The 19756-nt window shown below is 57.1% G+C and carries 13 protein-coding genes; 3 read left to right on the forward strand and 10 right to left on the reverse strand.

Translation table 11 applies throughout. The features are described 5' to 3' along the window. Window positions 1-145 precede the first annotated feature (145 nt). On the forward strand, window positions 146-6343 hold the full coding sequence (locus ACJY2L_RS12905) for an Ig-like domain-containing protein (RefSeq protein ID WP_439351296.1): 6198 nt from the start codon (window positions 146-148) through the stop codon (window positions 6341-6343). 195 nt (window positions 6344-6538) lie between these two features. After that, window positions 6539-8266, forward strand: coding sequence for an Ig-like domain-containing protein (locus ACJY2L_RS12910; RefSeq protein ID WP_439214163.1), 1728 nt, complete (start codon window positions 6539-6541; stop codon window positions 8264-8266). 75 nt (window positions 8267-8341) lie between these two features. Here the strand turns inward: ACJY2L_RS12910 and ggt are convergent, their stop codons facing one another. Further along, on the reverse strand, window positions 8342-10081 hold the full coding sequence (ggt, locus tag ACJY2L_RS12915; RefSeq protein ID WP_439214164.1) for a gamma-glutamyltransferase: 1740 nt from the start codon (window positions 10079-10081) through the stop codon (window positions 8342-8344). Between the two features lie 190 nt (window positions 10082-10271). Here ggt and ACJY2L_RS12920 point away from each other — a divergent pair, with 190 nt between their 5' ends. Continuing rightward, window positions 10272-10571 carry a DUF2756 domain-containing protein gene (locus tag ACJY2L_RS12920; protein ID WP_187487128.1) on the forward strand — a complete coding sequence of 100 codons (300 nt, stop codon included), beginning with the start codon at window positions 10272-10274 and terminating at the stop codon, window positions 10569-10571. Between the two features lies 1 nt (window position 10572). Here the strand turns inward: ACJY2L_RS12920 and ugpQ are convergent, their stop codons facing one another. The 9 genes from ugpQ to livH form a co-directional block, all read right to left on the reverse strand. After that, a complete protein-coding gene (ugpQ, locus tag ACJY2L_RS12925) occupies window positions 10573-11313 on the reverse strand; it encodes a glycerophosphodiester phosphodiesterase (protein ID WP_439214165.1) in 741 nt (246 codons plus the stop codon). A gap of 2 nt (window positions 11314-11315) precedes the next feature. After that, complete coding sequence (locus ACJY2L_RS12930; protein ID WP_439214166.1) at window positions 11316-12389, reverse strand: sn-glycerol-3-phosphate import ATP-binding protein UgpC; 1074 nt, start codon at window positions 12387-12389, stop codon at window positions 11316-11318. Beyond that, the gene (ugpE, locus tag ACJY2L_RS12935) at window positions 12389-13234 is read right to left on the reverse strand and encodes a sn-glycerol-3-phosphate ABC transporter permease UgpE (protein WP_439214167.1); all 846 of its coding nucleotides are present in this window, start codon (window positions 13232-13234) and stop codon (window positions 12389-12391) included. Before ugpE ends, ACJY2L_RS12930 begins: the two co-directional genes overlap by 1 nt. Next, window positions 13231-14118: a sn-glycerol-3-phosphate ABC transporter permease UgpA gene (gene ugpA / locus ACJY2L_RS12940; RefSeq protein WP_439214168.1), complete on the reverse strand. Its 888-nt coding sequence runs from the start codon at window positions 14116-14118 to the stop codon at window positions 13231-13233. The genes ugpE and ugpA overlap by 4 nt, the downstream gene beginning before the upstream one ends. Before the next feature lie 56 nt (window positions 14119-14174). After that, on the reverse strand, window positions 14175-15512 hold the full coding sequence (ugpB, locus tag ACJY2L_RS12945; protein WP_439214181.1) for a sn-glycerol-3-phosphate ABC transporter substrate-binding protein UgpB: 1338 nt from the start codon (window positions 15510-15512) through the stop codon (window positions 14175-14177). 519 nt (window positions 15513-16031) lie between these two features. Beyond that, complete coding sequence (livF, locus tag ACJY2L_RS12950; RefSeq protein ID WP_067427120.1) at window positions 16032-16745, reverse strand: high-affinity branched-chain amino acid ABC transporter ATP-binding protein LivF; 714 nt, start codon at window positions 16743-16745, stop codon at window positions 16032-16034. A 1-nt stretch (window position 16746) separates the two neighbouring features. Then, the gene (gene livG / locus ACJY2L_RS12955) at window positions 16747-17514 is read right to left on the reverse strand and encodes a high-affinity branched-chain amino acid ABC transporter ATP-binding protein LivG (protein WP_439214169.1); all 768 of its coding nucleotides are present in this window, start codon (window positions 17512-17514) and stop codon (window positions 16747-16749) included. Beyond that, window positions 17511-18779, reverse strand: coding sequence for a high-affinity branched-chain amino acid ABC transporter permease LivM (locus tag ACJY2L_RS12960; protein WP_067427114.1), 1269 nt, complete (start codon window positions 18777-18779; stop codon window positions 17511-17513). The genes livG and ACJY2L_RS12960 overlap by 4 nt, the downstream gene beginning before the upstream one ends. Further along, on the reverse strand, window positions 18776-19702 hold the full coding sequence (gene livH, locus ACJY2L_RS12965; protein WP_067427111.1) for a high-affinity branched-chain amino acid ABC transporter permease LivH: 927 nt from the start codon (window positions 19700-19702) through the stop codon (window positions 18776-18778). Before livH ends, ACJY2L_RS12960 begins: the two co-directional genes overlap by 4 nt. Window positions 19703-19756 lie beyond the last annotated feature (54 nt).

Below are 19756 nucleotides of genomic sequence, written 5' to 3' on the forward strand. Positions count from 1 at the left end.
AGTTATACTTATTTATAATTACTTTACGTAAGTAAATGTCAGCTACCTGCCTTCAAGACGCTTCTCAACGCATTTAAAAACCCCTTCCATCAGCATGGCGTTCAGTTCTACCCATCTAAAAAAATAATCCTAATAAGGAATTTTTATGCAAGATTCAAAAATTCATGCCAATACCGATGAGCGCAATGCGCGCTCGCTGTTAACCAACACCATTCCGGCTCCGGTAATCACGGAAGTCATTAGTGATTCCGGTTCCAAACGGGGTCCGATTGCTGAAAACACTTATACTGACGACCCAATGCCACTGATCAAAGGCACCGCGCTGCCGGGTAGCCTGATCACCTTTTATTCAATGGGCTTCAAAATAGGCGAAGGTTATGCAAACGAGAAGGGTGAATTCAGTATCGTCGCTTCTACGCCACTTCCGGCCGGCCATCAAATGCTCGTTGCCGTTGCCAGCGTGGGCGAGAACAGTAGCCCCGGATCAAATGTCTTCACTTTTGGCTATTCACCGATCGAGCATCCGGTAGATGGTAACCAGCCGGTCAATCCGCAGCCGGTGTTGACTACGCCAGTGATTGAAGGCGTGTATGACAACCGCGACGGTGAAAAATTAATTGAAGATGGCATCAGCGCAGATACTACGCCCGTGCTCAAGGGCAGCTCCGACCCCTTCACCCTTATCTATATTATGAATCGGGCAAATCTGCCGATTGCCAGCGTGATGACCAACAGTGAGGGCAAGTGGGAAGTTGAGCTGCCACCAATCCGTTATGGAGATTTCTATGCCGTTGCTGTCGATCCACAGGATCCTACCAGCATAAGCTATAAGAGCGAGTTCATAACATTCCAGGTAGAGGCCGATCCAATTACGCCTGAGCCACCGGAAGAGACCTTTGTTGCCCCTTACGCCGAGCGCGCTATCGCCGATGAATATGGCAACGTTTCGCTCTCTGATGGCGACGCCACGAAAGATTATACGCCGCGCCTGCAGGGCGTAGCGGGCAAAAATGCCACGGTGATTATTCGCCTTAACGGTGAAGTGATTGCGGAAGTTCAGGCTAATGCGCAGGGCAAATGGGAATACCCTTCTGCTCCCCTGTCGAAGCCGGGCGAAAATGTGTTTACCTTTGCCAGCACCGACAGCAACGGTCAGGAACAGATCAGCGCACAGAGCTTTACCTTACAGCTGACACTGTCATCACGTATTGATTATATGTTCGACGACGCAGGCTTCGAGACCGGTGCTCTGGCATCAGGTACCTACACTGACGACGACCGACCAACACTGCATGGCACCGGCACGCCTCTCGCTATCGTGACCATTTACTCTGAGCGCGGCCCAGTGGGTTCAGTGCAGATTAATGAGAACGGCGAATGGCAATTCACACCAGAGTCGGCGCTTCAGCCAGGCGTGCACCGTTTCCGTCCGGTGGTCAGCCATCCGGATGTAGAAGTTCCGGTCGGCGGTGCTTTCTTTGAGGTAGGCATTCTTACGCCTGCGTCGCTGATGCCTGAAATTAATTATGTTCGCGATGACGAAGGCTATAACAGCTGGCTGGATAATGGCGCCACCACCGACGACGCTACGCCAACCTTTACCGGTTTTGCTGATGCGCCTGGCATGCAGATGGTAGTTCGTGATAACGGCAACGTTGTTGGCTATGTCACGGTTGGCAGATATGGCGACTGGGAGTACACGCCACAACCTGCGCTGCAAACCGGCAGTCACAGCTTTACCTTTGAGATCGTCGACAGCGCGGGCAAAGTGCATGCGACCGCACCTTATGTCCTGCACGTCGTACCGCCGGTCAGCACCACCATTCTGTTTGCGGATGACGATGTCGGTGACGTTACCGATCGCCTGCAGTCCGGCGCACGCACCGATGATGCTCAGCCAACGTTCCACGGCACCGGCACGCCAAACGCTACCGTTAACATCTATTACAAAAATTACTATTACCTGGGATCGGCGAAGATTAATGCCGACGGCGAGTGGACCTTCACACCTCGCGAGCCGCTGCCAGCAGGCTCATACGATTTTTACGTGCGTGAACTGGATGCCTATGGATCGCTGCAGCCACCAAGTGCCAATTTCACGCTGGATATCGCGCCACCGGTGAACTACTTTGCGCCGACCGTTGGCAGCGTTATTGACAATGCTAACAACTTTACGTATCTGAACAGTGGTCAAATGACCGACGATGCAACGCCAGCCTTTAGCGGGCGCGGCATGCCAAACAGCAAAATTTTGGTACGCGATAATAATCAGCAGATCGCTGAAATTGAAGTTAATCAGGATGGCCGCTGGAGCTTTACGCCATCTTCCGATCTGCAGACCGGCCAGCACAGCTTCACGTTCGTGACGGTGGCTGAAAATGGACAGGAACACAGCAGCCAGCCCTTTACGCTGAACGTGATTACCCAGATTCATGGCCGTATTGAGTCCGCTGAAGATAATGTCGGCGACATCACCGGTTCGCTGACCAGCGGTGCGCGCACCGATGACGCGACGCCAACATTGAAAGGTGTCGGCTCGCCAAACGGCGTGGTAAATATCTATGATGGCAACCGCTATTTAGGTTCAGTAGAAATCAATGCCAACGGCGAGTGGAGCTTTACGCCGGATACGCCACTGTCGGCAGGAACTCATCGTTTTGTTGCTCAGGTGACCGGCCCGGATGGCTCCTATTTGCCTGCCAGCCCTGCTTTTGAACTGATTATTGCACCACCGGTTAACTACTTTGCACCGACCATCACCAGCGTTTACGATAATGAGTACCGTCAGGGCTATCTGATCAATGATGCCATCACCGATGATGCCACGCCACGCTTCAGCGGTCGCGGCATGCCGAACACCAAAATTGAGGTACGCCTCGACGGTGAGAAGATTGGCGAAGCGAACGTAAACGCATACGGCCAGTGGAACTTTACGCCGTCCAGCGCACTGTCGTCGGGCAAGCACAACTTCTCGTTCGTGACGGTTGGTGAAAAAGGCCAGGAGTTCGCCAGCGATGACTTTGCGCTGGAGATCATTACGCAAGTTAATGGCCGTATCGAAATGGCAGTGGACAACGTCGGCGACGAAACCGGTGCACTGGCCAGCGGCGCGCGCACCGACGACACCACGCCAACCCTGCATGGTGTCGGCACCCCGAACGGCACCGTGACGATCTACGATCGCTGGGTACCGGTTGGCAGCGCGAAAATCGGCGCCGATGGCAAATGGAGCTTTACGCCGGGATCGGCGTTATCCACCGGCTCTCACAGCTTCCATGCCACGGTTACCGGCCCGGATGGCACCAGCCTGGCAAACAGCCCTGCTTTCAACTTAACCATTGCACCACCGGTTAACTACTACGCGCCCACCATCACCAGCGTTTACGACGATCAGGGCCGTCAGGGTTCCCTGAACAGCGGTGCCATCACCGATGACGCCACGCCACGCTTCAGCGGTCGCGGCATGCCGAACACCAAAATTGAGGTGCGCGTCGACGGTGAGAAGATTGGCGAAGCGAACGTAAACATCCTGGGCCAGTGGAACTTTACACCGTCCAGCGCACTGCCGTCGGGCAACCACACCTTCACCTTCGTGACGGTGGATACTAAAGGTCAGGAGTTTGCCAGCGATGACTTTGCGCTGGAGATCATTACGCAAATTCCCGGCCGTATCGAAATGGCAGTGGACAACGTCGGCGACGAAACCGGTGCACTGGCCAGCGGCGCGCGCACCGACGACACCACGCCAACCCTGCATGGTGTCGGCACCCCGAACGGCACCGTGACGATCTACGATCGCTGGGTACCGGTTGGCAGCGCGAAAATCGGCGCCGATGGCAAATGGAGCTTTACGCCGGGATCGGCGTTATCCACCGGCTCTCACAGCTTCCATGCCACGGTTACCGGCCCGGATGGCACCAGCCTGGCAAACAGCCCTGCTTTCAACTTAACCATTGCACCACCGGTTAACTACTATGCGCCAACTATCACCAGCGTTTACGACGACCAGGGCAAGCACAGCTATCTGAACAGCGGTGCCCTCACCGATGACACCACGCCACGCTTCAGCGGCCGCGGCATGCCGAACACCAAAATTGAGGTGCGCGTCGACGGTGAGAAAGTGGGCGAAGTGAACGTAAACGCATACGGCCAGTGGAACTTTACGCCGTCCAGCGCACTGCCGTCAGGCAACCATACCTTCACCTTTGTGACGGTGGGCGCGAAAGGTCAGGAGTTCGCCAGCGATGACTTTGCGCTGGAGATCATTACGCAAGTTAATGGCCGTATCGAAATGGCAGTGGACAACGTCGGCGACGAAACCGGTGCACTGGCCAGCGGCGCGCGCACCGATGACACCACGCCAACGCTGCATGGCGTCGGCACCCCGAACGGCACCGTGACCATTTACGATCGCTGGATGCCGCTGGGCAGCGCGAAAATCGGCGCCGACGGCAAATGGAGCTTCACGCCGGGATCGGCACTGTCCCAGGGTTCTCACAGCTTCCATGTCATCGCTGTTGGTCCGGATGGCACCAGCCTGCCGAACAGCCCGAGCTTCAACTTAACCATTACACCACCGGTTAACTACTTCGCACCAACCGTCGCCAGCGTTGAAGATAATCAGGGCAACCAGGGTTACCTGGGTAACGGGGCTATTACCGATGACACCACGCCAGGCTTCAGCGGTCGTGGCATGCCGAACACCACGATTGAGGTGCGCCTCAACGGGGAAAAAATTGGCAACGCAAACGTCAACAGCATGGGACAGTGGAGCTTCACGCCATCCAGTGCGCTGCCGTCGGGCAACCACAGCTTCACGTTCGTGACGGTGGGCGCTAAAGGCCAGGAGTTCGTCAGTGAAGCATTCAACCTGCAGATTATTACCCACGTTGAAGGCGTTATTCAGTTTGCTGAAGATGACGTTGGTTCATCTACCGCTCCGCTGTTTAATGGTGACCTCACCGATGACACCATGCCAACGCTGCGCGGCGTCGGTACGCCAGGCGGCTCGGTAGAGATCTTCCTCGACGGCCTGACAATGATTACGTTGAATATCAACGACAAGGGCGAGTGGAGCTATCCGCTGACCTCGGCGCTGAGCAACGGCACCCATGAATTTTATGCGGTGGTCACCAGCCCGGATGGCACTAAATTGCCAGCTGGCCCAACCTTCAGCCTGAGCGTTGATACACCGGTTGAGTATTTTGCCCCGGTGATTGAAGGCGTGGTGGATAACGTCAAGGATACGGCACTTCTCGTTGACGGCGATACCACCGATGATGCTACGCCGGGTTTTGTTGGCAAGGCGATGGCAGACAGCTTGATTGCGGTCTACATCAATGATGAATTCGTCGAGTATGTGAAGGCCGACCCGTGGGGTGTATGGTCCTATACCCCGCTTGTGCCACTGGCTAAAGGTGAGTACACCTTCAGCTTTGGTATCACCGATAATAAAGGCGACGAGCTTCGCTCAGAGGCATTGACACTGCATATCGATCCGCCAATGGCGCAGACGATTCTGTTTGCAGAGGATGATGTTGGCCCGGAAACCGGTCTGGTGATGCATGGTGGTAACACAGATGACACGCAACCGACCTTTAGCGGAACCGGCACGCCGGGCAGCTTGCTGTTTCTGTTTAACCAGCATGCCATGGTAGGTTCAGTGGAAATTGGTCAGGACGGCAAATGGAGCCTTACGCCGGATTGGCCACTGGCACCCGGCCAGCACATCCTCACCGCGCTGGTTATGGATCAAGATGGCTATCAGCATCCGATTACCTCGCCATTCCATCTGACTATCCTCGGTGAAAATGCCTTCCAGACGCCGGTCATTGAGGGTATGTATAATGATGATACCAATGAAATGATCGCGCATGGCGGCAACAGTTCCGATACCACGCCACTGATGTTGGGCACTGGAGAAACCGGTTCAACGGTGCGGATTCACGACTCTGGCACCGGTGAGACCGTTGAAACCACGGTCAACCTGTCAGGCTACTGGACCTGGACGCCAGAGGCTCCACTCAACCCTGGCGAACATACCTTTACCGTAACCGGCATTGATGAAGAGGGTAACGAACACGCGGGAACCGAGCACGACGGCAGCAGCTATACGGTGAACATTCTGCGTTCAACCGACAACAGCATGCTGAGCTATGTCAGCGATGAACTGGATGCGTCTCAACTCGTCGCGGTTGACGAACTGCTGCAAGATGGCAACAGCCTGCTGTTCGCGGAACCTGAATCTGCGGTACGTGCATCGCAGCCGGAGGAGCCAACCGCGTTTGTGTCGGCGTCCGAGCCGCTGGTGAAAGAGTGGGAGACTACAACCAACCACTATTAATCGATCGGTAATACGCAGCGGCGCACAACGCGCCAGCTAATCCACAGGGCCATGTTAATCATGGCCCTTTTTTTACGTTTTTTTCGCCGGAAGTGAGTAAGTAAATGTCAACGTTAGCCGCTTCGGGACGCTTCTCAGGGACGATAAAAGCCAAATGAAATCACAATAAAAAAATCATAACAATGAGGAATCATCATGAACTCAACACCAGCCGCGCCTGTACAGCCTGAAGCCGATAATGCTCGCCGCACGGCACCCCGCCGTCCTGCCGCACCGGGAATGCCTGACTCTCCCTCTCTGCCGCCACAGATCATTTCACCACCGGAAACACGTCCGGTTGAGCGTGAAACCGTTGCGTTACCTGCAGGGCCTTCACGCCCGTCGCTGCCTGGCCTGCCAGACGAGCCGCCTGCGCCGGTTGAACCGATTAACCCGGTTGACCCAATTAATCCAGTTAACCCGATTGACCCAATTAATCGAGTTGACCCGGTTGACCCAGGAACCCCACCGGAGCCGCTGAAGCCAGTAATCAGCGGACTCTATGATCGTAACAGTGGCGAGCGGCCGATTGATAATCATGACGTATCTTTTGACAGCGAGGCAAAGCTCAAAGGCACCGGCGAGCCGTTCTCCTTTGTGGCTATTCTGGATGCGCGCCAGCAGCTGCTGGGCTATGCACGCGTTAATGCCGAAGGCAACTGGAGCCATACGCTGCGACAGGGACTCACCGGCGAGCAGAGCCTGTCAGTCAGTGCGGTGGATCCGAATACCATGCAGCCGATTGGCGAGCCGAGCAATGCCGTTGATTTCACGCTCTATCACATGAACATTGAGTTAATTTTCGCCAACGGCGTAGCGGATAGCGGCATGCTTCAGGATGGCGATCGCACCGAAGACAGCACGCCGCTGATCGCCGGTACCAGCACGCCAGGCGCGATTATAGTGATTCGTGACAACGGCAACCTGCTGCACTCTTTCCAGGTGAATGAGAACGGTCACTGGTCATTCACCCCGTCTACGCCGCTGGAGAATGGCGAACGTGAACTCACCTTCTCGGTGCTGGATAAACACGGCAATGAACACCAGAGCGACAGCACCTTTACGCTGATCATTGATGCCCCGGTGGAAGAAACGCCGGAGCCGGTGCTGCCAGAACCAGGCCCAACCATTGATGGTATCTATGACAACCGTGACGGCCTGAAGCCGATCGAAAAAGAGGGCGTGAGCTTTGATACCACGCCAGTGTTGAAAGGCACCGGCGAGCCGTCAAGCCTGGTGGCCATTTTTTATGGCGATCACCGTATGTCTGGCGTTGCCTGGGTCGATGCACAGGGCAACTGGAGTTACACACCGCAAGAGCCATTAACCGGCGAGCAACGTTTTTATGCTCAGGCGCTGGATATGCGCACCGGTGAGACGGTGGGCGCACCGGGTAATCCCGTTGACATCACCTTTTACGAAGTGAAAATTAATTTGGCTTACGATAATGTCGGCGCGGAGCGCGGCTTCCTTGAGAACGGCGCGCATACCGATGACACCACGCCGCAGATTTTTGGCTACGCGACGCCAGATACGGTGATTGTTGTCCGTGACAATGGCAACCTGCTGCACTCATTTAAGGTCAATGATTCCGGGAATTGGTCATTTACGCCAACATTGCCGCTGTCTGGCGGACAGCACGAGCTGACGTTTAACCTGAAAGAGAGCAACGGCGTTGAGCACAGCAGCGACGTACAGTTCACCCTGCACATCGATGCGCCATCCACGCGCGCGTTTGATGCCCTGCTGACCGAGGGCGAAACGCTGCTGTTTACCGAACCGCAGCCCGCGTTCGACGAGCGTCAACCGGATGCGCCAATGGCTTACGCACCGGCGCCTTCATCAGCGATCGACGACTGGCACAATCAGCCGCCTGGCTTTTAACAGCCGATAAAACGCTAAATAAAAGGGACGCCGAGGCGTCCCTTTTTGTTGATGTCTCGCGTTTACCACCAGGCGTTAATAACCTGCGGTGAGATCGTCAACGGTACGCGGATCGGAAGCACCATACAGCATGCCATCTGGCCCGATCATAATGCTCTGCGTGCTGCCCATCGCCGCTTGCACCTTCACATGCTGGCCTTTGGTTTCCAGCAGGCGCAGCGTATCCGGGCTAAAACCCTTCTCTACCCGCAGCTGATCCGGCAACCACTGATGATGGAAACGCGGCGCACTGGTGGCTTCCGCGACGTTCATCCCGAAGTCGATGCTGTTAACCACCATTTGCAGCACGGTGGTAATGATACGGCTGCCGCCGGGGCTGCCGGTCACCAGCCAGGTTTTGCCATCTTTCGCCACAATGGTTGGCGACATCGAAGAGAGCGGCCGTTTGGCAGGCTGCACCGCATTGGCTTCGCCGCCCACTAACCCGTAGACGTTGGGCGTGCCGGGCTTGGCAGAAAAATCATCCATTTCATTGTTCATCAGGATGCCGCTGTTGCCCGCCACTATGCCGCTGCCAAAGTTGGTGTTCAGCGTATAGGTCACCGCTACCGCATTGCCCTTGCTGTCTACCACCGAGAAATGGGTAGTTTGATTGCTTTCATACGGCGCCAGTTTACCCGGTTTGATCTCGCTGGAGGGCCGTGCTTTCGCCAGGTCGATCTGCTGCGCCAGCGACTTCGCATAGGCTTTGCTGGTCAGCGCCTGCACCGGCACCTTCACAAAATCGGGATCGCCAAGGTATTCAGAGCGATCGGCATAGGCATATTTCTCCGCCTCGGCGACCACCTGCATGGCATCGGCACTGCCGAAGCCCATTTTCGCCAGATCGAAATTTTCAAGGATATTCAGAATCTGCACGATATGAATGCCACCCGATGACGGTGGCGGCATGGAGAAGACTTCGTAGCCGCGATAGCTGCCGCTCACCGGCTTACGCTCCACTGCGCGATAGGCCGCCAGATCGGCTTTGCCAATCAGGCCGCCATTGGCTGCCATTTCGCTGGCGATCTGATCGGCAATCGCGCCTTTATAAAAGGCGTCCGGGCCCTGTTTGGCAATCAGCGACAGGCTGTGCGCGAGATTCTTCTGCACCAGCTTTTCACCTTTTTGCCAGGGTGCGCCGTCCGCCTTAAAGAAGATCGCTTTGCTGTTGGGATGGGCAAGCAGCACCTCTTTGCCGTAGGTGTTGAGATCGTCAGCCAGCGCATCGTTGACCACAAAGCCATCGCGCGCCAGTGCGATCGCCGGTGCCAGCAGGCTACTCAGCGGCAGCGTGCCATATTTCTGCGCCGCCAGCGCAAAGCCCGCTACCGAGCCGGGCGTGCCGGTGGCGAGATGTGAAGTCAGAGAACGTTTGCTGTCGGCATTGCCGTTGGCATCAAGAAACATGTCGCGGCTGGCGCGCGCAGGTGCCATCTCACGAAAGTCGATGGCGGTGGTGCGGCCTGACGCGGTACGCAGCATCATAAAGCCGCCGCCGCCAAGATTACCTGCCTGCGGATGCGTCACCGCCAGGGCAAATCCCACCGCTACCGCAGCATCTACCGCATTACCGCCCTGCTTCAAAATATCGACGCCGACCTGCGTAGCCAGCGCATCCACGCTCGCCACCATGCCGTGCTGCTCTTTTACCGGGTGAAAGGTGTCCGTTTCCACGCCGTATGAGACCGGCGCAGGCGCCGCACTTGCACCCTGCACCAGGCTAAAGCAAAGCATGACTGACCAGCTCAGCTGGCAAAACCGTGTTGTTATCATCCGCGACCATCCCTTTTATTTACATTTTGTTTACTGTTTTTATACGCCTACAAATACAGCAACAAATTGCACGCTAAGTCAAATTCGGTTAAGTCCTGGGGGCGCAGGCTGTGAGCTACACTAAGATAAACCAGACAGTCGCTGGCCTTTGTCAGGCCAGACGCACTGTCGCAGCAATGGAGGAAAGAGAATGAAGAAATGGCTAACGATGTGTGTTGCCCTGCTGCCGCTGGCGGCGTCGGCCAACATGCTGAACAACAATAATGATGCAAATCAACCGGGCTACAATCCGAGCCAACAGCGCATGCAGAATCAGATGCGCAATCAGTCGCAGCAGCAGAAACAGCAGCTCCAGCAGAGTCAGCAGCGCCAGAGCCAGGATATGCAGCGTAAATTACAGGAACAGCGCAACAGTACGCAGCAGCGCGTGTTGCAGTCGCAGCCGGGACAGAACCGCGTGCCGTCGGTGAATCAGAACAGCACGCAGTAACTCAGGCGAAGTCAGGCCCGATAGTGTCGATGCGGTCGGTACAGATCGCATCGACACCCCAACTTAGTAACTCTCTGGCCCGCTCAGGATCATTCACGGTATAGACCAACACGCGTAAGCCTGCGGCTTTCAGCTGTGCCGTGCGCTGCGCATCCAGCAGACGATGGTTGAGATGCAACGACACACAATCCAGCGACGCGGTGAGCGCCTGCCACTCATCATGCCATTCATCCAGCAGCAGACCGCGTGGTAAGGCGGGCACCGCCGCCATTGCGGCTTCCAGTGCTTCATATGAAAAAGAGGAGAGCAGCGGCGCGGCTTGCCCCTGCCACAGCTGTTCGGCGGCCAGCGCCACGGCGCGTCCGGTTTCGCGATCGGTGCCTGGTGAGGGTTTGATCTCAATGTTGGCAAACAGCGCATGCTGGCGACATTTCTCCGCTACGTCGCTGAGCAGCGCCAGCTTTTCACTGGCAAACTCACCGCTGAACCAGCCGCCAGCATCAAAGGTTTTAAGCGTTTGCCACGGCAGTTCGCCCGCCACGCCGTAACCGCTACTGGTGCGATCCAGCGTGTCGTCGTGCAGCAGAAACGGCAGGCCGTCCTGGCTGAGCTTCACGTCAAATTCGATCATCGTGTGGCCGAAGCGCACACCGGCGTCAATCGCCGCCAGGGTGTTTTCCGGTGCCAGTTTGCCGCCGCCGCGATGGGCCACCACCGCAGGATAAGGCCAGGGCTTGTTCATAATTATTCCATCCGCATACCGTTGTTAGCGTCGAAGAAGTGTAGCGTTTCTGGCGGCAGCTGTAGCCAGATTGGTGAACCGGCAACGGGCCTGATGGCGTGCGGCAGCCGCGCCACCACGCGATTGCTGCCCCATTTGCCGTGCGCCAGATTATCTGCGCCCAGCAGTTCCAGCGTCTCCAGCACCAGCGGCACGCCGCCGCTGTCGCGCGTTGCCAGCTGAATATGCTCTGGCCGGACGCCCAGCGTCAAGGCGCAATTGGCCCAGCGGGTGCGCGGCTTGCCCAGCGGAATAGCAATGTCCGGCGCGACGATAAAACTGCTGCCGTCGGCGCTGACCTGGCCTGCCAGCAGGTTCATCGCCGGTGAGCCGATAAAGCTGGCAACAAACCGCGTCGCCGGACGTTCGTACACCTCGACCGGCGTGCCCATCTGCTCGACCACGCCTTTGTTCATCACCATCACGCGCTGCGCCAGCGTCATCGCCTCAACCTGATCGTGCGTAACGTACAGGCTGGTGGTGTTCAGACGGCGATGGAGCTGCTGTAACTCCAGCCGCATCTGCACGCGCAGACGCGCATCCAGGTTAGAGAGCGGCTCATCAAACAGGAACACCGCCGGTTCGCGCACGATGGCACGGCCCATCGCCACCCGCTGACGCTGGCCGCCCGACAGCTCGCGCGGCTGGCGATCCAGCAGCTTATCCAGCTCCAGGCTGCGGGCGGTCTCCAGCACCCGCTGGCGCACCTGCGCTTTGCCCATACCGCGAATTTTCAGGCCGTACGCCATGTTCTGCTCCACCGTCATGTGCGGATAGAGCGCGTAATTCTGGAACACCATGGCGATGCCGCGATCTTTCGGCTCCAGCTCGGTAACGCGCTGGCGATCGATCCAGATATCGCCGGAAGAGACGCGCTCCAGCCCGGCCACCATGCGCAGCAGGGTCGATTTTCCGCAGCCCGACGGGCCGACCATCACCATAAATTCGCCATCGTTGACCGTGACGTTCAGCGGCTGGATGATCTGATTTTTACCGTCATAAGATTTGGTTACTGCCTGAAGTCGAACGCCTGCCATTATTTTTCACTCTCCACCAGCCCGCGCACAAAGGCGCGCTGCATTACCATCACCACCACCACCGGTGGAATTAACGTCAACAGCATCGCTGCCATCACCAGATTCCACTGCGTGGAACCGTCACCGGACGAAATCATGCTGCGAATGCCCGCCACCGCCGTGCCCATATGCGCATCGCTGGTGATCAGAATCGGCCAGAGATACTGGTTCCAGCCGTAGATAAAGATGATCACAAACAGCGCCGCCAGATTGGTGCGCGACAGCGGCAGCACAATATCCCAGAAGAAGCGCATCGGGCTGGCACCATCGATGCGTGCCGCCTCCATCAGCTCATCGGGCAACGACATAAAGAACTGGCGAAACAGGAAAGTGGCGGTGGCCGACGCCATCAGCGGCAGCGTTAAACCGCTGTAGCTGTCGAGCATATTCAGCCGCGCAATCACCTCGACGGTAGGAAAAATACGCACTTCCACCGGCAGCATCAGGGTGATAAAAATCATCCAGAAAAAGAGGTTACGCAGCGGAAAGCGGAACCACACCAGCGCAAAGGCCGAGAGCATAGAGACGCTGATTTTGCCGATGGTGATCGCCAGCGCCATCAGCGTGCTGTTGAGCAGCAGCACCGCCAGCGGCGGACTGTTGCTGTTCACGCCGTCGCGCCAGATAGTTTGCAGGTTCTGCCATAAATGGCCGCCGGGAATCAGCGTCATCGGCACCTGATAAATCTGCTGGTTATCCAGCGTCGCTGCAACAAAGGCGACATAAAGTGGAAACAGCACCGTCAACACGCCGAGCCAGAGCACGGCGTGGCTAAAAAAGGTCAATCCGGGACGGTTTTCAATCATTGGTAGCGCACCTTACGTTCGACATAGCGAAACTGAACGATAGTCAGCACGATCACCAGCAGCATCAGCACCACCGACTGCGCGGCCGACGAGGAGAGATCGAGCCCGGCAAAGCCTTCGCGGTAGATTTTATAAATCAGCGTGGTGGTCGCCTGCACCGGCCCGCCCTGCGTCGCCGCATCAATAACCGGGAAGGTATCGAAGAAGGCGTACACCAGATTGACCACCAGCAGAAAGAAGCTCACTGGCGTGATCAGCGGCAGCGACAGCTGAAAGAAACGCCGCACCGGTCCGGCGCCATCAATCGCCGCCGCTTCCACCAGCGAACGGGGAATGGATTGCAGCGCGGCGAAGAAAAACAGGAAGTTATAGCTGATCTGCTGCCATACCGAGGCCAGCACCACCAGAAACATCGCCTGGCCGCTGTTCTGCGCCACGCTCCATTGATAGCCAACCTGCTGCAAAACGTGAGTAATCAGGCCGAGACCGGGATTGAACAGAAACATCCACAGTACCGCGGCGATGGCGGGTGCCACCGCATAGGGCAGCAGCAGCAGCGTTTGATAAAAACGGCGCAGGCGCAAAACGTAGTCAACCAGCGCGGCAAACAGCAGCGAAATGCTCAGGCCAAAAAAGGTCACCAGCGCGCTGAATTTCAGCGTGGTCCAGAACGAGGCGAGATAGTAGTCATCGGCAAACAGGCGGCTAAAGTTCTCCATGCCCACAAAGGTGCTGGAGATGCCAAAAGGATCGACGTTTTGCAGCGAATACCAGAGCGCTTCGCCCGCTGGCCAGATAAAAAAGATGACGGTGATGCAGAGTTGCGGCAGCACCAGCAGATAAGGCAGCCAGCGGCTACGGAATACGGGGCGGGCTGAAGACATAGCAAACCTTACGCAGAACAGAAAACAGGGGCGGCGAATACCGCCCCGAAGGAGGATTACTTCGTTTGTTGTTCGAAGCGGCGCAGTAACAGGTTGCCACGTTCAACTGCGGCATCTAGCGCGGCCTGTGGTGTTTTCTTGCCGGTCCAGACGCTTTCCAGCTCTTCATCCACTGCGGTGCGGATCTGCTGCATGTTGCCAAGGCGCAGACCTTTGGTGAACGGCAGCGGCGCCTTGTTCAGCATCTGGCGAGTGGCGATATCCGCCCCGGGATTTTTGTCATAAAAGCCCTGCTTGCGCGTCAGCTCATAGGCAGCGGTGGTGATTGGCAGATAACCGGTTTTCTGGTGCCATTCGGCGGCGATCTCTGGCTGAGCAAGGAACTGCATAAACTGCGCGATGCCTTTGTAGGTCGCGTCATCTTTGCCTTTCATCGCCCACAGGCTGGCACCGCCGATGATGGCGTTTTGCGGCGCTTCTTTCACCGTATCGTCGTACGGCATCATGCCCACACCATAGTTAAATTTGGCGTAATGGCGGATGTCGGCCAGTGAACCGGATGATGCAGTGGTGATGGCGCAATCGCCGTTATAAAATTTTTCGGTGGATTCGTCTTTACGGCCAAAGTAGGTGAAGGTGCCCTTGTTATTCATCGCTTCCAGCAGTTGAATATGGCGCACCTGCACCGGGCCATTAAACACCAGCTTCGCATCAGCGCCGTCAAAACCGTTGTTTTCCGTGGCCACCGGCAGCGCATGCCAGGCGCTGAAGTTTTCGATCTGAATCCATCCCTGCCAGCCGCTGGCGTAACCGCAGCTCACGCCCGCTTTGCGCAGGGCATCGGTATCTTTTTCCAGCTGCTGCCAGGTTTTCGGCGGCTGCTCCGGATCGAGGCCCGCTTTTTTGAAGGCGTCTTTGTTGTAGTAGAGCACCGGCGTTGAGCTGTTAAACGGCTGCGACAGCAAATGCCCGCTTTTCGCATCGGTGTAGTAACCGGCCACCGTGGGCACAAACTGTTTCTCGTCAAACTGGATGCCCGCATCCCTGAACACCTGATACATCGGCTTGATCGCCTGCGACGCCATCATGGTTGCCGTACCGACTTCATACACCTGCAGCAGCGCAGGCGCTTTTCCGGTGCGCACGGCAGCAATGCCCGCCGCCAGGTTCTGCTCGTAGTTGCCTTTATAAACCGGCACCACTTTGTAATCGGGATGCGTCTGGTTAAAGCGCTGCGCCAGCGAATCCACCTCTTTCCCCAGCTCGCCGTCCATCGAATGCCAGAACGGTATCTCGGTCGCTGCCAGCGCGTGACCGCTCAGTGCCAAGCCCAGCGCCAGACTCAGCGCGCGATAACCCAGTTTGCAAGATGACATATCGGTTTCCTGTGTCATGGTAGGTGCGTGCAACAACACGCTTTTTTCCTGTTCGCGAAGTAACATGACACGGGAAAATGACAGAATAATAACCACGACATGACAACCCGGTGACAGCCAGATTGCAGAGATGACGGCAAGGTTTCACTACGCCAGCCATAAAAAAAGCGGCCGCAGCCGCTTCACGCTTACTTATGTTTCAACGCGCGTTAATCGCGCCCTTCGACGTGGCCCCTTGCCCTTCGACGTGGCCCTTTGCCCTTCGACGTGGCCCTTTGCCCTTGACCTTCCCGCTCGATCAAGGCCGTCGGCGTCGAAGAGAGATCGCGGGCGGACAGCGCACAGCAAGCGGAGCGTACTGAAGTACGTGAGCATTGCGCGCACTGCCCAACCGCGAGCTATCGAGCAAGCCAGGCCGTTACCCTTTCACCTACAAGCGGAGCGTACTAAAGTATGTGAGCATTGCGCGCACTGCCCAACCGCGAGCTATCGAGCAAGCCAGGCCGTTACCCTTTCACCTACGAGCAAGCCAGGCCGTTACGCCCCCAAATACGCGCTACGCACCGAATCATTGGATAGCAACGCTTCACCGCTATCTTCCAGCACGACGTGGCCGTTTTCGAGCACGTACCCTCGATCCGCCAGCTTCAGCGCCTGGTTAGCATTCTGCTCCACCAGGAAAATGGTCATGCCTTCAGCGCGCAGTTTCTCGATGGTGTCAAAAATCTGCTGGATGATAATTGGCGCCAAACCCAGCGACGGTTCATCGAGCAGCAACAACCGCGGCTGGCTCATCAGCGCCCGGCCAATCGCCAGCATTTGCTGCTCACCACCGGACATGGTGCCCGCGCGTTGCAGGCGGCGCTCCAGCAAGCGTGGGAAGAGATCGTAGACGCGCTCAATGCGCTCGTGATACTGCGGTCGGCTGGCAAAAAAACCGCCCATCGCAAGATTCTCTTCCACCGTCATGCGCGAGAAGACCCGGCGTCCTTCCGGCACGATAGCGATCGCCTCGCGCATAATGCGAGCGGTTTGCCAGTCGGTAATGATTTTGCCATCAAAGGTGATTTGCCCCTGGCTGGCACGCGGTTCGCCGCATAGTGTGCCGAGCAGCGTGGTTTTGCCCGCGCCGTTGGCGCCGATCAGGGTGACAATTTCGCCCTGATTGATATGCAGGCTTACCGAGTGCAGCGCCTGAATTTTTCCGTAATGGGCGCTGACATTCTCCAGCGTTAACATGGGATCGGTCATTTTACGCCTCACCTAAATAAGCACGGATCACATCCGGATTGTTACGTACCTGCTCTGGCGTACCGCTGGCCAGCGGCGTGCCTTGATTGACCACGTAGATCCGATCGGAGATGCCCATCACCAGTTTCATATCATGTTCAATCAACAGCACCGATACCTTGTGTTCATTGCGCAGTTCCGCAATCAGTTCATCTAACTCATGCGTCTCTTTGGGGTTGAGGCCCGCGGCGGGCTCATCCAGCATCAGCACTTCCGGCCGCGTCACCATGCAGCGCGCTATTTCCAGACGGCGTTGCTGGCCGTAAGCCAGGTTGCCCGCCTGACGATTGGCCAGCTCCAGCAGGCCGATGCGATCCAGCCAGCTGGCGGCGTGATCCAGCGCTTCGCCTTCCCGGCGGCGAAACGCTGGGGTTTTCAGCAGCCCGGCAAACACGCCGCTTTTCAGATGCTGATGCTGCGCCACCAGCAGGTTTTCAATCACCGTCATTTCACGAAACAGGCGCACATGTTGAAAAGTACGCACGATGCCCATGCGGGCGATTTTCTGTCCTGGCAAACCGGCCAGTTGACGGCCGCGCAACATGATGTTGCCGCCGGAGGGCTTGTAGAAGCCGGTGAGACAGTTAAACACCGTGGTTTTCCCGGCGCCGTTTGGGCCGATCAGCGAGACGATCTCCTGCGGATGCAGCTCCAGCGCCACGTTATTTACCGCCAGCAGGCCGCCAAAACGCATCATCAAACCATCCACTGCTAATAACGGCTGGCTCATGATGGCTCTCCTTTTTGCCGGGTTTTCAGCTTCAGATGCGGGCGCTGCATCGGCAATAGCCCCTGCGGCCGCCAGATCATCATCAGCACCATCAGGCCACCGAGCACCAGCATGCTGTACTCATTCAGGTCGCGCATCAATTCGCGGGAGACCACCAGCAGCACCGCCGCCAGAATCACCGCGAACTGCGACCCCATGCCGCCCAGCACCACAATCGCCAGCACAAAGGCGGATTCGGCGAAGGTAAAGGATTCCGGGCTGACAAAGCCCTGACGCGCGGCAAACAGGCAACCGGCAAAACCGGCGAAGGCAGCACTGATGGTAAACGCGGTCAGCTTGATGCGCGTCGGGCTGAGGCCCAGCGAACGACAGGCGATCTCATCTTCGCGCAGCGCTTCCCACGCGCGGCCCAACGGCATGCGCAGCAGGCGATTGATGACAAACAGCGTCAGCACCACCAGCAGCAAGGCGACCAGATAGAGAAAAATGATGCGGTCGCCGGGATCGTACTGCAGACCGAAAAAGTTATGGAAGGTGTCCCAGCCGCCGTCGCGCGCGCTGCGGTTAAACTCCAGGCCAAACAGGGTAGGTTTCGGGATCTGGCTGATGCCGTTCGGGCCGCCGGTGATCGCCGTGTTGTTCAACAGCAGAATACGAACGATTTCGCCAAAGCCGAGCGTCACGATAGCCAGGTAGTCACCGCGCAGGCGCAGTACCGGAAAGCCGAGCAGCAGGCCAAACATCGCCGTCATCAGGCCCGCCAGCGGCAGGCACTGCCAGAAGCCAAGGCCGTAATAGTGGTTCAGCAACGCGAAAGTGTAAGCACCGATGGCATAGAAACCACCGTAGCCAAGCACCAGCAGGCCCGACAGGCCAACCACCACGTTGAGGCCAAGGCCAAGCATCACATAAATCAGCGTCAGCGTGGCGATATCGACGGTACCGCGCGACACCATAAACGGCCAGGCAACCGCTACTACAATCAGCGCCAGCAGAAACAGTTTCTGCTTCGCGGTAGAGCCATCAATGCTCGGCAGGATAAACGTTGGGCCAGAGATTTTTTTCATGCCCTGCTGAAACAGCGGACGCGCCAGCTGGAAGCAGAACACCACAACACAGCCGATAGCAATCCAGTTCCAGCGCACGCTGCCAGCGTTGTTCACCACCAGCTGTGTGCCATCCAGACTCAGGCGCATGCCCATAAAGAACGACGCCAGCACCAACAGCATCAACGAGGAGATCAGAGCGTTAAGCAGCAGCTTCATACTTTCTCGACCTCCGGACGACCCAGAATGCCGGTTGGCATCACCAGCAGCACCACAATCAGCAATGCAAACGAGACCACGTCTTTATATTCCGTGCTGAGATAAGCAGAGGTTAAGGCTTCGGCAATACCCAACACCAGGCCACCGACCATCGCGCCAGGAATGCTACCGATGCCGCCCAGTACCGCCGCGGTAAAGGCTTTCATGCCCGCCATAAAGCCGATATAGGGGTTGATCACGCCGTAGAACTGACCCAGCAGCACGCCCGCTACCGCCGCCATCGCCGCGCCAATAATAAAGGTCAGCGAAATCACCCGATCGGTATTAATACCGAGCAGGCTGGCCATTTTCAGGTCTTCGGCACAGGCGCGACAGGCGCGGCCCATACGTGAATAACGGATAAACAGCGTCAGCGCCAGCATGGCAACAAAGGTCACGCCCCAGATCACCAGCTGCATAGTAGAAATGGTGGCAGCAAAACCGTTGCTTTCACCCAGCGTCCACTGGCCGGTGACCAGCGCGGGCAGCGCGATATCACGCGAACCCTGCGTCAGGCTGACATAGTTCTGCAGAAAAATTGACATGCCTATCGCCGAGATCAGGGCGATCAGGCGCTTGGAAGAGCGTACCGGCCGATAAGCAACGCGCTCAATGCTCCAGCCCCAGGCGCTGGCGATCACGATAGCCACAATAAAACCGGCGCCAATCAGCATCCAGCCGACATCGATGCCCATCATCATCAGAGCGGCGATGACGATAAACGACACGTAGCTGCCGATCATATAGACCTCGCCGTGGGCGAAGTTGATCATGCCGATAATGCCGTAAACCATGGTGTAGCCGATGGCGATCAGCGCATAAGTGCTGCCAAGCGTGACGCCGTTGAACATCTGCTGGATAAAATAGAGGAACTGCTCGGACATACCTGAACACCTTACACAACTGCTTGCGGGAAGAAGCAGCGAAACCGCAGGAAC

It is taken from the genome of Duffyella sp. Ts4, assembly GCF_051851875.1.
Taxonomy (GTDB): Bacteria; Pseudomonadota; Gammaproteobacteria; order Enterobacterales; family Enterobacteriaceae; genus Duffyella; species Duffyella gerundensis.

Coding starts and splice junctions, on each gene's coding strand:
- ACJY2L_RS12905 (WP_439351296.1), top strand. CDS start 146: ATGCAAGATTCAAAAATTCATGCCAATACCGATGAGCGCAATGCGCGC.
- ACJY2L_RS12910 (WP_439214163.1), top strand. CDS start 6,539: ATGAACTCAACACCAGCCGCGCCTGTACAGCCTGAAGCCGATAATGCT.
- ggt (WP_439214164.1), bottom strand. CDS start 10,081: ATGATAACAACACGGTTTTGCCAGCTGAGCTGGTCAGTCATGCTTTGC.
- ACJY2L_RS12920 (WP_187487128.1), top strand. CDS start 10,272: ATGAAGAAATGGCTAACGATGTGTGTTGCCCTGCTGCCGCTGGCGGCG.
- ugpQ (WP_439214165.1), bottom strand. CDS start 11,313: ATGAACAAGCCCTGGCCTTATCCTGCGGTGGTGGCCCATCGCGGCGGC.
- ACJY2L_RS12930 (WP_439214166.1), bottom strand. CDS start 12,389: ATGGCAGGCGTTCGACTTCAGGCAGTAACCAAATCTTATGACGGTAAA.
- ugpE (WP_439214167.1), bottom strand. CDS start 13,234: ATGATTGAAAACCGTCCCGGATTGACCTTTTTTAGCCACGCCGTGCTC.
- ugpA (WP_439214168.1), bottom strand. CDS start 14,118: ATGTCTTCAGCCCGCCCCGTATTCCGTAGCCGCTGGCTGCCTTATCTG.
- ugpB (WP_439214181.1), bottom strand. CDS start 15,512: ATGACACAGGAAACCGATATGTCATCTTGCAAACTGGGTTATCGCGCG.
- livF (WP_067427120.1), bottom strand. CDS start 16,745: ATGACCGATCCCATGTTAACGCTGGAGAATGTCAGCGCCCATTACGGA.
- livG (WP_439214169.1), bottom strand. CDS start 17,514: ATGAGCCAGCCGTTATTAGCAGTGGATGGTTTGATGATGCGTTTTGGC.
- ACJY2L_RS12960 (WP_067427114.1), bottom strand. CDS start 18,779: ATGAAGCTGCTGCTTAACGCTCTGATCTCCTCGTTGATGCTGTTGGTG.
- livH (WP_067427111.1), bottom strand. CDS start 19,702: ATGTCCGAGCAGTTCCTCTATTTTATCCAGCAGATGTTCAACGGCGTC.